Source organism: Pantoea dispersa (genome assembly GCF_014155765.1).
In the GTDB taxonomy this organism is placed as follows: Bacteria; Pseudomonadota; Gammaproteobacteria; order Enterobacterales; family Enterobacteriaceae; genus Pantoea; species Pantoea dispersa.
The window spans coordinates 570,241-585,871 of sequence record NZ_SCKT01000003.1; the positions used below are offsets into that span (position 1 = coordinate 570,241).

Genomic DNA, 15,631 nt, shown 5'->3' on the forward strand with positions numbered 1-15,631 from the left:
GGATGCCGCCGGTTAGTGCTTTATTTACAGCGCCGTCACGCCCAGCGCGGCGGCGTCATCTTCCCAGCGTTTAACCTCGTCAAACCAGTCGCGCTGCGGCACAGAAAAGCCCGCCAGCAGGTTGGCCTTCATCACATCCTTGTAATCCTCCACATTGGCCAGCTCAAACAGCGTGCTGCGCAGCTTTTCCAGTAGCAGACTGTCGGTTTTCGCCGAGGTTATCAGCGGCAGCGCGGCACACAGCGGGGTTTCACCGATAATGGCTAAGCCCTGCAGCTCCTGCGGCCGGTATTTGCGCAGCAGCGCCCAGGTGATGCAATCAATGGCGGCGAGGTCGGCCTGTCCGGCGCGCAGCGCGGCCAGCGACTGGCGGTGGCTGCCGCTGAACCGGGTAGTGGCGAAGAATTTGCCGTCCTGGGCCAGCGGCGCGACCACGTAGCGCAGCGAATTGTATCCGGAGTGTGAGTCATTGCTGTTGCACACTGCGCGACGGTCGCGGAAATCGGCGAGGCTCAGGTTCTCATCTTCCTGCCGTGCCACCAGCCAGCTGCGATAGCGCAGATCATGGCAGCCAGGCGCATTGGACTGAAACGTGCCCACCAGTTGCACGTCAGGCAATAGCGCGACCAGCGGATAGCCGCAGGTCTGACTCAGCAGCAGATTGTCATCACGCCAGTGTGGCAGCAGGTCGTCGTGCCACTGCACCTCAGCCTGCACGCCGCGCTTCGCCAGCAGCCGCGTCAGCACTGAGGTCATGGCCAGCGTGCTCGGGTGGTCGATGTCGTACATCGGTAAAGAGATGATGTGCATTCTGTGCGTCCTTGTGGTGTCCCGGGTGGGCGTTAACGTCGATCGGCTGACGCCAGAAGCGCTTCATCCATTCGCCGTAACCGGCAACGCGAAAACCCTGATTACGCTGATAGTAGCCGTCGCGGTAGAGCAAATAGACTTTGCGCAGACCGTACCAGGGTAAACCGGGCAGATCGTGATGTACAGAATGATAGTTGAGATTCAGGAACAGCAGGCGCCACGGCCAGGCCGCTTCGTTATTCACCGAGCGCGCCAGCGGCGCCTCATCGGCACGATGTTCGTAAAATGAGCGCACCTTGGTCAGCATCAGCGCCGGATAGCTCACCGCCAGCACCAGCCACAGCGGGGAAAAGCCGTGCAGGCTGAGCCAGTAAAAAAGTCCGGCCAGCAGTAGCAGGTGCACCAGCCACATCATCATCGCCGGCACGTCGCGCTGCACCACGCTTTGCGTCAGCGCGCGCAGCGTGGCGAGGATATCCAGCAGCGGTCCCAGCAGCAGACGTCCCGGAAAGGTGTTGCGCAGATGGATAACGCGCTGCTGCCAGGGTTTGAGCCGAGCCCAGTGCGCCGGCGACAGATAATAGGTTTCCGGATCATCATGCGGATCGGTCAGGGTGTGGTTGCGGTGATGCGCCAGGTGCGAATCCCGGTACAGACCATACGGATACCACACCGCCAGCGGCAGCGTGCCAAACAGCTGATTAAGGCGCGGCAGGCGCGTCGGATGGCCATGAATCAACTCATGCTGCAGCGACAAATACCAGGTGGTGAACAGGATCAGCAGCAGCGTGGCGAGGGGCAGGCCCAGCGTTTGCCAGTACAGCACGCTGGCGAACCAGCCGCTATAAACGGTAATGATTAACAGCCAGGTCGGCAATTCGCTGCGCCAGAGCCAGCTGCGCGCCAGCTGATGCACCACTTCGCGCTGTTGCGCACTGAGGTAGGCGGAGGTTCCTTTGACCATGTTCATGTGTTCAGTCAGCGAGACGGGAAAAGATGCGCTCACGATGCGCGATACGCGTGATAAACACAAAGACGGAAAATTGCTTTGTTATGCAAAAAAGTTGAAGAAGCGCGCGAAAACTATTGGCTATCAGTCCTCTTCGCACAGGCGTAACCTTACCTCATCGAATTCTGATTGATGACGCCGGCGCCGTTCTGGCCCGCGAGGAGCATTTAGCATGAAAAAAATTGGCTTTTTATCTTTCGGTCACTGGACCCCGTCACCACACTCGGCCACCCGTTCGGCGCAGGATGTGCTGCTGCAGTCGATTGACCTGGCTGTCGCCGCCGAAGAACTGGGTGCCGACGGTGCCTATTTCCGCGTACACCACTTTGCCCGCCAGCTGAGTTCACCGTTTCCGCTGCTGGCGGCGGTCGGTGCCAAAACCAGCCGCATCGAGATTGGTACCGGTGTGATCGACATGCGTTACGAAAATCCGCTGTATATGGCGGAAGACGCCGGGGCAGCGGACCTGATCGCCAACGGCCGTTTGCAGCTCGGCCTGAGCCGTGGCTCGCCGGAGCAGGTAATTGAAGGCTACCGCTACTTTGGCTTTAATCCGCGCGAAGGGGAAACCGATGCGGATATGGGACGTCGTCACACCGAAGAGCTGCTGGAAGTGCTGCGTGGCGAAGGGTTTGCCAAACCCAATCCGCAGCCGATGTTCCCGAATCCACCGGGGCTGCTGCGCCTGGAGCCATATTCCGAAGGCCTGCGCGAGCGTATCTGGTGGGGCTCTGGCTCGAACGCCACATCGATCTGGGCAGCCCAGCTGGGGATGAATTTGCAGAGTTCGACGCTGAAGGATGACGAGACCGGCGAACCGTTCCATGTGCAGCAGGCGAAGCAGATTCGCGCCTATAAAGAAGCCTGGCAGGCGGCAGGGCATCAGCGTGCACCGCGCGTGTCGGTCAGCCGCAGTATTTTTGCCCTGATGAACGACACCGACCGCGCTTACTTCGGTCGCAGCGGACAGGAGCAGGATTCCGTCGGGTTCCTCGATGAGAAAACCCGCGCCATCTTTGGGCGTAGCTATGCCGCAGAGCCGGAGCAGCTGATCAAACAGCTGGCACAGGATGAAGCGATCGCGGAAGCGGATACCCTGTTGCTGACTATCCCTAATCAGCTTGGCGTGGATTATTGTGCGCACGTGATCGACAGCATTCTGACCCACGTCGCGCCAGAGCTCGGCTGGCGTTAAGCCACAGTGCGCAGGGAAGCGCACAATTATTGCGCGATAAATCGCGCCGCTACCAGGTGCGCATAAATGCGCACCCTGGGAAATGCGGCAAGGTCTTTTGACGTGTATCAGATTCTGCAGGGTTGCCATTGATGGCGACAATGCGTCCTTCACGAACGCACCCAGACCTTGTAACCCGCATTCGACCCTGTAGGGTCGCCATTTATGGCGACCAACCCATTGCGCGATAAATCGCGCCGCGACCAGGTGCGCATAAATGCGCACCCTGGGAAATTCAGCAAAGGCTTTAACCCGTTTTAGATTCTGTAGGGTCGCCATTCATGGCGACCAACTATTGCCCGATAAATCGCGCCGTTAACAGCCATTAATCTGCGCCCAGCTCCCACCACAGCTTATCCAGCGCGTAATAACGGTCGCGCTGCGCCTCTGGCTGGTTCAGGTCGCGCTTCCACGGTTTGGCGAGAATGTAGTGCAGATTCTTCACCTCATCGTCATGCCATAAGCCGGCATGCTGGAACGGCAGGGTTTTCAGCGCGTTATAAATGTACGGCAGCGGCAGCCAGCGCCCGGCAAACACTTCATTGAGCAAATCCTGTTCGGAGAACGGATAGCGGCGCAGGTCGTCAATCTCAGCCACTTTCTGCTGCAGCCAGTCGAATACCGCCTGATCCGGCTGCAGCACCAGAAAGCCGCCGTTGAGATAGTTATCAAGATCGGCGGGAGGCGTTTCACCGCGCGCCTGCCAGGTGTAGTGACAATGCTCCGGCTGCCAGCTGTCTGGATAGCTGGCGATTTGATTCGGGTTGCAGCGGCAGGCGTGACAGGCCGCCAGCGCATGCTTGCCGAGGTCGAGCGTAAACAGCTCATCCATGTTGCGCAGCACCAGCATATCGGCATCAAGAAACACCACGCGCTCGCAGCCGGTCAGCTCCCAGGCGCGCAGCTTGCTCCACACTTCACCAAACTGTGCCGAGGCATAATGTTGCTCCAGCGCGGCGTCCGGCATCAGCGGCTGGACCGGATGGATCACACAGCCCAGCGCCTGTAATGCTTCGCGCATGCTCAGGTCGATGGCATCGGTGACCATCACAATTAGCGGCCAGCGCGTTTCGCTGCGTTTGAGTGAGCGATGCAGCGCTTTCACCCCGACATAATATTCCGGCTGCGTTAACAGCGTTACCCAGGCGTACATAGATTCTCCCCATCAAACTCAATCAAACAAAGCCGTGACATAGTCATTGCTAAAGCGGTGCGTCGGATCCAGCTGTTCACGCACTGCACGAAACGCATCCCACTGCGGATAGATGGCGCGCCACTGATAGCGCTGCGGATCGTAATATTTACCCCAGTGTGGACGTCCACCTTCCGCCGCCAGCAATTTTTCCACTTCGGTGAGGAAATGCAGTCCGTCCTGCGACAGCGAGCCGTCATCCGCGTAATACACCACGAAACCAAAAAAGCAGGTCGGCTGCTGATGCGCCGGGCTCATCCACGCCTGTGAAGCGCCGGTGCAGCGCAGGATGATGGGATAGTGCATGTGCGGACGATTCTGTGCGTACCATGCTTTGATCTTGCTGATAATTTCCGGCGTTTTGGCCAGCGGCACGCCAATCTCAACGTTGATCTGCGGTACGGCGATGCCCCGACAAAACAGCTGGTAGATATCGCCGCTGATGTCGGTGAAATCACGGAAGCGGGTGACGGTACGGAACTGTTTGCCGCCTTTGCCGTGAATCTGCGTGTCGCGATGCATGTGTTCCAGCGTCTGATCAATGGTGTCGTTGAGGCTGCTGTCGGCCTGATCGCCGTGCTCAATCACTTCGCGCTGATGGTCGTACCACGCCTGGCTGTCCTCGGCACTGGCGACATCGGCGTTCCAGACATGCATCAGGTTGTCATCGACAAACCACCAGGCTTTGCTGAGTTCGTGCTGCTCATTCCACGTCAGCAAATCCTGCTCCAGTGAATCGGCAGACGCGGCGAATTTATGGCAGGTAAACAGGCGAAATGGCTGAGTGCGCAAGGTAATGGCGGTGACGATGCCGAGCGCGCCAAGTGACACCATCGCCGCCGGGAAATCGGCGTCACCGCGCTGAAACTCGCGCACGCTGCCATCGGCCAGCACCATGCGGATATGCAGCGCTTCGTCCGCCAGCGAACTCTGTGCCAGGCCCTGACCGTGGGTGCCGGTTGCCAGCGCGCCGGCCAGCGTCTGCACCGCTATCACGCCGGGCGAGGAGGCGAGCATGCGATCCATCTTTGTCAGGCTGTCATACACCTGCTGCAGCGGCGTGCCCGCGGCAAACGTGACGCTCTCTTCATCCTGAGCGAGGATGCCGTGCAGCGCACTGAGATCCAGCAGTACGTCCTGCGGCTGTACGCACAGCATGCGACCGGGCGACAAACGGCTGCCGAGCACGCGCACTTTGCCGTGCGAGTCACGCAACAGCTGTTGCAACTCAGCTTCACTGCGCGGCTGATGCAACTGCTGGCGCTGGCCAACTACCGAATTCTGCGCCCAGTTCCAGAGCGCAGGCGTGTCATCGGTATGTTGCGTGTTGCGTAACGGATAGAGGAGAGCATCTTTCTTCACTACAGCGTTCCTTAATCTGAGGTCTGTCACGGTCCCGTTTATTTGATCAAGCGTAGACCATCACAGCGAACCCGCAGATTACGGGGCTTTGCGGATATAGCGCAGCGTGGCCGTCACCGCCAGCTGACGGTTGCGGCGAATACTGTCCTCTTCACTGTCGTGGGGGGTAAACAGCGTGTGGAAGGTGTAGCGGTTGGAGACGTGATGCACACAAATACTGCTGAGCAGGCGGTGTACGTCCACGGTATCCAGGCCGTCGATAAAGATGCCCTGACGCTGGCCGCGGGACAGGATGTCATCCAGCAAATCGAGGGTACTTTTGTTCATCGCTTTGATGCGATCCGACTGCATGATGTAACGCCCGCGCAGCAGGTTTTCTGTACACACCAGGCGCATAAAATCGGGATGCGTGACGTGATAGTCAAAACTGGCTTCCACCAGTTTGATCATCGCCTCTTCCGGCTCCAGCGTAGTAAGATTCAGGCCGGTTTCATGCTGGCGGATCGCCTGATACACCTGCTCCAGCACCTCAATATACAGCTTCTCTTTGTTGATGAAGTGATATACCACCATGCGCTTGGTGGTCTGTGCCAGTTCAGCAATCTGCTCCATTCGCGCGCCCTGCATACCGTATTCGGCGAAGGTTTGCAGCGCACCCGCCAGGATGCGTTTTTTCAACCCTTCCGGGTCATTTTTACGTTTGGGTGTGGTATCCGACATAGCGCTCAATAACGGTCAATCAAACAGGCATGGTAGCACAGCCGCCCGGGGCCTTTTGGCGCGATGAGCGGCGGCATGGCTTTATTCATTTCAGGAATAGCATTCCCGGATAAATCATAATGCTGGAATAAGCAACTGCGTATACTGCGCGTATCTGTCGATCACGGCAGCTTATTTTGACTCGCGTAATAATAACACTCAGGAAATAATTTATGCACACACGCTTTGTATCAGCCAAAAATAAATTGTTGTTAACCGTCGGCGCGTTACTGGTTGCTGGCAGCGTGGTCGCGCCGTTTTCAGTGGCGCAGGCGGCGGATAAAACCGTGGTGAAGGTCGGTATCATGAGCGGCGAGGACGAAGACGTCTGGCGTGAAGTAATAAAGCAGGCCGCCGCGAAAGGGCTGACGGTGAAAACCGTGATTTTCAATGATTATAATCAGCCCAACGAAGCGTTACAGAATGGTGAAGTGGATGCCAATGCCTTCCAGCATCAGCCGTTCCTGAATAATCAAATCAAGGTCAATCATTACGATATCGTGCGCGTCGGCGATACCGCCGTCTGGCCGATCGGTCTCTATTCGAAGAAAGTGAAAAGCGCCGCCGCTCTGAAAGACGGAGCGGTAATCGGCGTGCCTAACGATCCGTCGAACGAGGCACGCGGTCTGGTGCTGCTGCAGCAACAGGGGCTGATCAAACTCAAACCGGGCGTCGGCATTGCCGCGACCACGGCCGACATCACTGACAATCCCCATCACCTGAAAATCAAAGAGCTGGATTCCGGCATCATTGGTCGCTCGGTGCCGGATCTTGATGCAGCAGTGGTCAATACCGACTGGGCGCTGAAAAGCGGCCTGACCGCGTCGGATCGTATCGCGCAGGAGCCGGTGAAAGACAATCCGTACAACAACTTTATCGCGGTGAAAAAAGAGAACGCCAGCGCCCCGTGGGTGAAAACCCTGGTGGCATCGTACCAGAACGATGCCGTCAAAACGGTGTTCGACAAGGTCTACAAAGGCACGGGCGAAACCGCCTGGTAAGGAACCCATCCATGACGCTATTTTCCGAGGCCACTGTGCCCCTGACCGCCGTGGCGCGCGGCGTGATCGAAGAGGCAACAGTACGCGATCGCGTGGCGCAGCACAGCAACGTGGTGCGTTTGCAGGGCGTGTCGCGCCGTTTCGGCCAGACACAGGCGCTGCGCAATGTCTCACTGACAGTGCAAAAAGGCGAAATCCTTGGCCTGATTGGGCGCAGCGGCGCCGGAAAATCGACGCTGATTCGCTGTCTCAACGGGCTGGAGCAGCCCGACGAAGGCGTAATCGAGATTGAAGGGCGGCGTATTACCGGTCTGTCAGAACAGCAGCTGCAGGCGGTGCGCAGTCGCGTCGGCATGGTGTTTCAGCACTTCAATCTGTTGTCGGCAAAAACCGTGGCGCAGAATGTGGCGCTGCCGCTGAAAATAGCTGGCATGGAAAAGACACAGCGCAACCAGCGCGTAGCGGAACTGCTGGCGCTGGTGGGGTTGAGCGACAAGGCCGGACACTATCCGGCGGCGCTCTCCGGTGGACAAAAACAGCGCGTCGGCATTGCCCGCGCGCTGGCCGCCAGCCCGGCGCTGCTGCTGTGTGACGAAGCCACGTCGGCGCTCGATCCGGAAACCACCCGTTCGATTCTCGCGCTGCTGAAATCGCTCAATCAGCAGCTTGGTATCACCATTCTGCTGATCACGCATGAGATGGAGGTGATCAAATCCGTGGCGCATCGCGTGGCCGTCATCGACGCCGGGGAGATTGTCGAGCAGGGCCCGGTGTGGCAGGTGTTCGCCCATCCGCAATCCGCGCTGACGCGCACGCTGCTGCGCGGGCTGCTGCCGCAGCTGCCGGAGAATCTCGCAGCGCGGCTCAGCGAACAGCGTGAAGGTGAGGCGATCTATAGCGTTCACTTTGCTGGTGTGGCGGCGCAGGGGGATTTGCTGACGCAGTTTGCCAGCGCTCTGCCCGGTAAATTTCGCCTGCTGCAGGGGGGCATCGACCACATTCAGCACTACGCGGTAGTGCGTTTCTTTATTGCGCTCCCGGCCGCCAACGCTGCCGATGAGTATCAGGTTCTCAGCTGGCTGCGTACGCAGCAGGCACAGGTGGAGTTGGTCGGTTATGTCGCCAGTGATGATTGATTTACTGCTCAATGCGTTGGGTGAAACGCTGCTGATGACGGCGGTGGCCGGCCTGTTTTCGCTGCTGGCCGGATTACCGCTGGGACTGATTCTGGTGACCACCAGCCCCGGCGGCATTGCTGAAAACCGGAGCATCAATCGTCTGCTGGGCGTAGTGATCAATGGCTTTCGCTCGCTGCCGTTCATTATTCTGCTGGTGGCGCTGATTCCCTTTACCCGTCTGCTGGTCGGCACCTCTCTGGGCACCTGGGCCGCAATTGTACCGTTATCGATCACCGCCACGCCCTATTTTGCCCGGGTAGCGGAAGTGTCACTGCGCGATGTCGATCGCGGGCTGATTGATGCGGTGCGTGCCATGGGCGCCAGCAAATTACGTATTGTCTGGGAGGTGCTGATTCCTGAAGCGCTGCCGGGCATTCTTTCCGGTTTTGTCGTCACGCTGGTGGCGCTGATTGGCGCCTCGGCAATGGCGGGTGCCATCGGGGCGGGCGGTCTGGGCGATCTGGCAATTCGCTACGGTTATCAGCGTTTTGACACGGCGGTGATGGTGGCGGTGATCGCCGTGCTTGTCGTGCTGGTGTGCGGTATCCAGTGGCTCGGCGATCGGCTGGTGCAGCGCATTGACAGGCGGCACTGAGAAAAACGTCTGCGCCAGTACGCTCTCCTGCAGACAAATGCTTCGCATCAGGCGCTGGCGGTGAATATTGTACAAAAACTCAACAGGCCCCTGTTAAAGGGGCCTATGGGTTAATCAGCAATTCATCCATCCTGGGCAGCAGGTAAAGACAGTTAATTCTGATGGAATGAATGATTAAAAGTCGTATTGCAAACTCAAACGATTCTGCCAGAAATGTGAATCGTACAGAGGCGATGTCTGCACGCCGGCAAAATCGGTCACGCTTAATCCTTTTAATACACCGCTGAACGCCCAGGTGAAATACACCAGATATTCCGACTGATTAATGCTGGCAGACTGTGCCGAGGGTTTTAAATCCATAAACGAATATTGTGTACCCAGAGAAAGATGCTCATTAAGCACGTAGTTCAGGTTGGTCATATATGCATTGCCACTGCCAAGATCCTGGGTACTGGTGAAAAACGGCTGGGCGAAATAGGGACCCGATGAACTGTTGTGGGCATAAGGCACCACCAGTGAACCGTTACCCCAGCTATTGGGGCTGGCAGCAATATGGTCGTAGCCCAATTTCCAGTTCAGTGCAGGAGTGAAACTCAGCGCGAGCTGAGCACCGTAAGAGGTGCTATTGACCTCTCCGGCCAGCGCTTTCCCTAAGCTGGTACCGCGAATAAACTGCAGAGCCACATCCGGCTGCAACAATGTATCCTGCCACTGCACATGACTTTCGCCATAGACAACGCGGGAATAATCAGCATATTCCTGATACCACACTTGTCCGGTAAGTTTTTTGTTACCCCACTGCGTGCCCTGTCCGCCACCAATCGCCCACATGCCGTTAGTGCGCTCATCGATATCCGAATAGGCCGTGGTATCCAGGAACTGATCGTCGCCCCAGGGCTTGTAGCGCCAGACTTTGGTCGCATGTAAATACTGGGTGCTGTCGCCATAATTGGCATCAACGCCCCTGAAGAGTATCGGTGTAATACGCCAGTCATAGTCACCGACGAAGGGAATGTTAATGCGTTGATCGCCGGCAGTAATTTTAAAATCATCCTGTTGCCAGCTTAAATAAGCTTCCCCGATATTGGTCTGATTATCACCAATGTCGCTGATGGTATGCGCTTCATCCGGGTGATCAATCCCCCGCAAAAAGATGGCGCTCACGCCAGCACGAAAACCATACGCGGGAGCCGTTTCATATTTCACACTGCCGCCGTAACTGGTGGTGTCCTGATTAAAGCCTTTGGAAAAATAGGCATTGTGCGTGGAGTAGTAGAGCGTACGTAAACTGCCGCTAACGGTACCGCAGGTGAATATATCGCTGAAGCTGTCTACACCGCTGGCATCGTAATGACAGTCGCTGATATTACTTTGTGTCGCAGCCAGTGTTGCTGGCGCGAAGGGGAAAAACAGCGCAAGTAAACCGACACGTTTTAGTGCTCTCATTGCATGATCCCTGAATAAACACACCCGATGAGGAAAGCGTAACGATGCCAGCCGGGTGAGAGGATCACCCGGCGGTGAGTTATGCCGTAAATAAAAAGTGATGATCAATTAACGCCGGGAATATGTACCGCCGGCAAGGTTTCACGTACTTCCCAGCCACGTAGCTTGCCGGGGTTTAATAAGTTGTAAGGATCGCAGGCGGATTTTAGGGCAACCACATCAGGCCGCACCATACCTTGTTTGCCATCCTCAATATGAATGACATGCGGATTATTTATTTTCACATTATGGCTACGATAAATATCCATAATGGCGTTGAGCCGTTCCGGGCTGCTGTAACGGATTAATGGCAGGCCGCTACAGGTGAGCGCACCGTTCATGTCGCGCAGAAATTCAATATGTGACATCACCTCATCCGATAATTCGGCTTCCATCGCCAGTGCCTGTTGATAATAATTATCCGGGGAATACGCGGTTTGCAGATAGGTCAGGGTCTTGTCGATCTTCAATGCCTGCAAGGTCGTGTGGTTCCAGCAATATTCAATCAGGGAGTGGCCGCTATTTTCACCTTCGGCAAAGTGCAATGCATTATGGCCATGGTGTTGCGCCACAAGGGCGGGCAGCAGACCATCACTCTCGCTTCCTGTTACCGAAATGACACCGTGTTGCCCCTTAACCTGCGCATCCGCTAAATCGCTGAAATAATCCAGTACCGGTGCGGCAAACACGGCAATCTGGCGTTTAACGATGCCCGGCGACCGCGCCAGCGCATCGGCATAAGCCATCGCGGAGGGAAAATCGGCAAAGGTATCCAGACGTTCGATCCAGTCATGGCAGGGCGCCAGCGCAAGTTCGATCTCCAGCACGATGCCATTGCTGCCATAGGCATGATGCAATAGCAGCGCATCCGGTGCCTGTAAAGTGATGATGCGCGGCGTCTCTTCCATGGTCATCATCCGAATCGACAGCACGTTGCCTGGCGCGGCCAGTGGACCGTAGTTAATCGATCCCACCCCGCCAAAACCGCCGCCAAACAGCCCGCCAAGTGTGGCAAGTTTCCAGGTTGAGGGCATGCAACGTAACTCCCAGCCGTGCGGGCGCGTGTGGGCTTCGAGATCGCCTAATCGAATACCCGCCTGCGCGCGCACCGTACCGGTGCCCAGCGCGGTGACGCTGTTCAGGCGTGTCATGTCGACTATCACACCGCCATTGAGCGGAATCAGCTGGCCATAGTTGCCGGTACCGCCACCGCGAAGGTTCAGTGGCACACGGGCTTTTGCACAGGCGGCCACCACCGCCAGCAGCTCGTTTTCATCGCGAGGACGCACGGCCAGCTCGGCAAATTTCTCTTCCAGCTGGGATTTCAGCACCGGGCTGAACCAGTGAAAGTCGCGTGACAGACGTTTCACTTTCGGCGCTTCTTTAATCCACTCCAGTTCCGGCAACGCCGCGACCAGCGCCGCCAGGGCAGACTGGCGATCGGGTTCAGACATGTAATGCTCCTGTTCGTAGGGGGCGCAGGGCGGAGGTTTTCCGCCCGTTTGGCATTAATTCGGGCTTAACTCACTCTCGTGCCAGGCGGCTAATACGCGGCGCGTCAGCCACGACATCAGGGCAAACAGCAGAAAGCCGGCCAGAGAAATCAGTAACAATGCGGCAAACATCAGCGGGATATTGAGTTGATAGCCAGCCTGTAAAATCTGGTAGGCCAGCCCGGTATCCGTGCCGCCGGTGCCCGCCACAAACTCCGCCACCACGGCACCAATCAGTGACAAACCGCTGGAAATACGCAGCGCGCCAAAGAAGTAGGGCAATGCAGATGGAATGCGCAGGCGGAGTAAAATTTGCAGCCGCGAGGCATGGTTCAGCCTGAAGTAGCTCAGCAGACCCGGCGACACGCTGCGTAAACCCTGGGTGGTGCTGGAGATGATCGGGAACACCGCCATCAGGGTGGCGCACACCACCAGCGATGCGGTGGTGTCTTTCACCCAGATAATGATCAGCGGTGCAATGGCCACGATCGGCGTGACTTGCAGAAAGACGATGTAAGGAAATAACGCCGTCTCGATAAACCGATTCTGCACCAGTAAAAACGCAATGATGGAGCCAATAACCGTCGCCAGCACAAACGAGATCACCGTGATTTTCAGCGTGTAAAGTAAGGACATAAACAACGCCGGAAAGTTTTGCGCCAGGCTTTGCGCCACGACGAGTGGAGAAGGGACCAGAAAGGCGGGCACCTTAAACGCGGTGACCAGAAACTGCCACAGTAACAGCATGGCAATGGCGACCACCGCCGGAAACAGCCATTGTTGAAATTTACGGTTTGCTGCAAGCGGTTTCATGCTTTGCTCTCCTGACTGGCTGCGAGCAGGCCGCGCTGCAACAGCTGCGCATAATGGGTAAACGGCTGACTGACACGAAACGCATCATCACGCGGCAGGCTGGTTTCAATGCGAATATCATCAACAACGCGACCCGGACGCGCGGCCATCATAATCACACGCTGCGACAGGAATACGGCTTCCTGAATCGAGTGGGTCACAAAAACTACTGTAAGCTTTTGCTCCTGCCACAAATCGAGCAGGTCGCTGTCCAGTTTGTTGCGGGTGATTTCGTCCAGCGCGCCAAAGGGTTCATCCATTAACAGCACCCGGGGACGCGTCACTAAACCACGGGCAATTGACACCCGCATCTGCATGCCACCGGAAAGCTCGCGTGGCAGTACATGACCAAACTGGCCCAGGCCAACCAGTGCCAGAATCTCGCGCACCCGGGTGTCGGCTTCACCGCGTGGTACCCCCGCCAGATCCAACGGCAGGCGTACATTCTTATGCACGGTGCTCCACGGCATCAGGGTGGCTTCCTGAAACACAAAGGAAAGCGGCAGATCGCGTTGATTCTCCCGACGATCGCGACGAAATAGCATCAGTTTGCCATCACTGGGTTCAATTAAGCCGGCGATCATTTTCAGCAAGGTACTTTTGCCACAGCCGGAAGGGCCGAGCAGTGAAACAAACTCGCCCTGGCGCACGGTCAGTTCCACCGGCAGCAGTGCCCGCGTCCCGTTGGGATAGATTTTCTCCGCGGAGAGCACCTCAATCGCCGGCGGCGCGGCAGGCCGTGGCTGGCTGTCCGGATTGATCGGCGTTATGTTGCTGGCGGTGTTCATGGCATGACCTTAACGTCTTTGATGAACTGCAGCGTGTAGCTACCCGCAAACGGCACTTTGGCCGGATCGATTAGCTTGTTATCCACCAGCAACTGCCATGTCTGTTTTAGCCGTGGCTCGGTAATAATACCGATACCCGCCGTTTGCGCGTCGCCGCCCGTCACCATCTGGTATTTCTTCATCTGAGCGATACCGAAGGCGATCTGCTCCTCGCTCATCTGGGGATTCTCTTTCCTGATGAGGACGTTGCCAGCGCTCGGATCCTGCAGATAGTTTTTCCAGCCCTGCATTGAGGCTTTAACGAATGCGGCTACCGCCTGCGGACGTTTCTCAATGGTTGATTTCATGCACACAATGCTGTTGCCGTAGGGCGGGTAACCCCATTCGCTGATCGGGTAGACATTGGCTTGCGCATGGGCTTTCTGCACAGCAAAAGGTTCCGAGGTGATATAACCCTGCTGCACCAGCGTTTTGTCTGCGAGGAATGGCTGGATGCTGAACGTGTACGGGCGCACGCGCGCATTCTTCAGGCTGAGCGCACTCTGCGCCCACGGCCAGTAGGAGGTATAAGCTTCCGCCGCCAGCAGGAAGGTTTTACCCTGCAGATCCGCTTTATCTTTCACATCAGGATGGGTGAGAAAAGCAATTGCCGAGTGCTGGAACGTAGTGGCAACGGGCACGGCTTCAACACCCTGCTGCCAGGATTCAAGCGCCTGCATGTTATCGCTGATGATGCAGTCTGCCTGACCCGCCGCCATCAGCTGCATGGTGTGAACCTGGGGACCACCCATTTTAATGGTGACGTCCAGCCCGGCATCTTTATACAGGTTCTGCGCCAGTGCCTGATAAAAACCGCCATGCTCTGCTTGCGCATACCAGTTGGTCATAAAGGTGAATTTCTCCGCCGCCATGCTCTGGGCCGACAGCGCCAGCGACAGTGCGGCAATCATGTTTAATTTTTTATTCATCGTGATCCCCCGGTTAGCGCGGTGTTAAGAGTGATGCAGCGTCGTTGTGGTCTAATACTTTGCCCTGCCAGTGACCTGTGCCCCATGCCGGTTCAGCGCGGGTTACCCAGCTCATTTGATGCATTTCGGTGATCACCTGTGCCCAACTTTCCGCCAGCGAATCCAGAATCGCCGCGCCTTGTTCGGGCGTGGACGGCTGTGGATCGCCAATCACGCCGCTGGGGCCGAAATCATAAGAAGCCCATGCCGCCATGGGTTTACTGGTCGAGAGTGTCGGGCAGGGGAAGGCAGGCGGATAATTCGCCACGGCTTTGCTCATCTGCACGGTGTCGGGGGCGAGTGCCAGCATCAGTGCGGTTTCCGCATGACCGGCATGCATCGCCATTTGACGCTCTTTGTCGTCCATAAAACTTTCGGCACAGTTGGGCACTTTGAAGGTGTCTTGCATGATGATGATCATGTCACCGTGTCGCAGACGGAGTTCGCGTGCGGCCATCTGCAGCGGCTGTGGCTGCCCGCCATGGCCATTCACCATTAAAAACTTGCGGAAACCGGCGCGATAAAGAGATTCACCAATCTCCAGAATGGTATGTAACAAGGTTTCCCCGGTCAGCGTCAGCGTGCCGGGAAAGTGCAGGTGCTCATCGGATTTGCCATAGGTGATCGGCGGAATGGCATAAGCCGGGATATCCGCGGGTAAACGTGCCAGGGCATGCCCGACCACGCCCGATGAAATGACGCTGTCGACGGCACACGGCAGATGGGGACCGTGCTGTTCGATGGCGCCGGTCGGTAACACAATCACCGTGTTGGCTTTATTATCCAGTGTGGCGATGTCGGTCCAGCTCAGGTACGGCAAAAAGCGGTTTGCCGGGATATAACCATGCAACATACTGTTTCCTCGC

General features: G+C 57.0%; 15 protein-coding genes. 4 read left to right on the forward strand and 11 right to left on the reverse strand.

Annotated elements, in window-relative coordinates; all coding sequences use genetic code 11:
- Positions 1 to 24: 24 nt before the first annotated feature.
- On the reverse strand, positions 25 to 810 hold the full coding sequence (locus H7K56_RS12640; protein ID WP_245001405.1) for a phosphate/phosphite/phosphonate ABC transporter substrate-binding protein: 786 nt from the start codon (positions 808 to 810) through the stop codon (positions 25 to 27).
- On the reverse strand, positions 707 to 1,774 hold the full coding sequence (locus H7K56_RS12645) for a fatty acid desaturase (RefSeq protein WP_031280076.1): 1,068 nt from the start codon (positions 1,772 to 1,774) through the stop codon (positions 707 to 709). Before H7K56_RS12645 ends, H7K56_RS12640 begins: the two co-directional genes overlap by 104 nt.
- A 217-nt stretch (positions 1,775 to 1,991) precedes the next feature.
- Between H7K56_RS12645 and H7K56_RS12650 the strand changes: the two genes are divergently transcribed.
- A complete protein-coding gene (locus H7K56_RS12650) occupies positions 1,992 to 3,014 on the forward strand; it encodes an LLM class flavin-dependent oxidoreductase (protein WP_059012092.1) in 1,023 nt (340 codons plus the stop codon).
- 364 nt (positions 3,015 to 3,378) lie between these two features.
- Here the strand turns inward: H7K56_RS12650 and H7K56_RS12655 are convergent, their stop codons facing one another.
- The 3 genes from H7K56_RS12655 to H7K56_RS12665 form a co-directional block, all read right to left on the reverse strand.
- Complete coding sequence (locus H7K56_RS12655; protein WP_058771104.1) at positions 3,379 to 4,206, reverse strand: glycosyltransferase family 8 protein; 828 nt, start codon at positions 4,204 to 4,206, stop codon at positions 3,379 to 3,381.
- Between the two features lie 18 nt (positions 4,207 to 4,224).
- Positions 4,225 to 5,607, reverse strand: a complete 1,383-nt coding sequence (locus H7K56_RS12660; protein WP_150360827.1) for a D-arabinono-1,4-lactone oxidase — start codon at positions 5,605 to 5,607, stop codon at positions 4,225 to 4,227.
- A 78-nt stretch (positions 5,608 to 5,685) separates the two neighbouring features.
- A complete protein-coding gene (locus tag H7K56_RS12665; RefSeq protein ID WP_125310083.1) occupies positions 5,686 to 6,327 on the reverse strand; it encodes a TetR/AcrR family transcriptional regulator in 642 nt (213 codons plus the stop codon).
- Positions 6,328 to 6,539: 212 nt separating this feature from the next.
- Here H7K56_RS12665 and H7K56_RS12670 point away from each other — a divergent pair, with 212 nt between their 5' ends.
- The 3 genes from H7K56_RS12670 to H7K56_RS12680 are packed head-to-tail and all read left to right on the forward strand — an operon-like array spanning position 6,540 to position 9,140.
- Entirely contained in the window at positions 6,540 to 7,367 is an 828-nt protein-coding gene (locus H7K56_RS12670; protein ID WP_150360828.1) for a MetQ/NlpA family ABC transporter substrate-binding protein, read from the forward strand.
- Positions 7,368 to 7,378: 11 nt separating this feature from the next.
- Positions 7,379 to 8,503, forward strand: coding sequence for a methionine ABC transporter ATP-binding protein (locus H7K56_RS12675; RefSeq protein WP_150360829.1), 1,125 nt, complete (start codon positions 7,379 to 7,381; stop codon positions 8,501 to 8,503).
- On the forward strand, positions 8,484 to 9,140 hold the full coding sequence (locus H7K56_RS12680) for a methionine ABC transporter permease (protein WP_150360830.1): 657 nt from the start codon (positions 8,484 to 8,486) through the stop codon (positions 9,138 to 9,140). Before H7K56_RS12675 ends, H7K56_RS12680 begins: the two co-directional genes overlap by 20 nt.
- A 174-nt stretch (positions 9,141 to 9,314) precedes the next feature.
- Here the strand turns inward: H7K56_RS12680 and H7K56_RS12685 are convergent, their stop codons facing one another.
- The 6 genes from H7K56_RS12685 to H7K56_RS12710 form a co-directional block, all read right to left on the reverse strand.
- Positions 9,315 to 10,586 (reverse strand): TonB-dependent receptor, encoded by a 1,272-nt coding sequence (locus H7K56_RS12685; RefSeq protein ID WP_021509772.1) that lies wholly within the window; start codon positions 10,584 to 10,586, stop codon positions 9,315 to 9,317.
- A gap of 104 nt (positions 10,587 to 10,690) precedes the next feature.
- A complete protein-coding gene (locus tag H7K56_RS12690; RefSeq protein WP_021509773.1) occupies positions 10,691 to 12,079 on the reverse strand; it encodes an FAD-binding oxidoreductase in 1,389 nt (462 codons plus the stop codon).
- A gap of 54 nt (positions 12,080 to 12,133) precedes the next feature.
- A complete protein-coding gene (locus H7K56_RS12695) occupies positions 12,134 to 12,931 on the reverse strand; it encodes an ABC transporter permease (protein WP_150360831.1) in 798 nt (265 codons plus the stop codon).
- Positions 12,928 to 13,758 carry an ABC transporter ATP-binding protein gene (locus H7K56_RS12700; protein ID WP_141495252.1) on the reverse strand — a complete coding sequence of 277 codons (831 nt, stop codon included), beginning with the start codon at positions 13,756 to 13,758 and terminating at the stop codon, positions 12,928 to 12,930. Before H7K56_RS12700 ends, H7K56_RS12695 begins: the two co-directional genes overlap by 4 nt.
- Complete coding sequence (locus tag H7K56_RS12705) at positions 13,755 to 14,726, reverse strand: ABC transporter substrate-binding protein (protein ID WP_150360832.1); 972 nt, start codon at positions 14,724 to 14,726, stop codon at positions 13,755 to 13,757. The genes H7K56_RS12700 and H7K56_RS12705 overlap by 4 nt, the downstream gene beginning before the upstream one ends.
- 13 nt (positions 14,727 to 14,739) lie before the next feature.
- On the reverse strand, positions 14,740 to 15,618 hold the full coding sequence (locus H7K56_RS12710; RefSeq protein WP_141495253.1) for a creatininase family protein: 879 nt from the start codon (positions 15,616 to 15,618) through the stop codon (positions 14,740 to 14,742).
- Between the last annotated feature and the right edge of the window lie 13 nt (positions 15,619 to 15,631).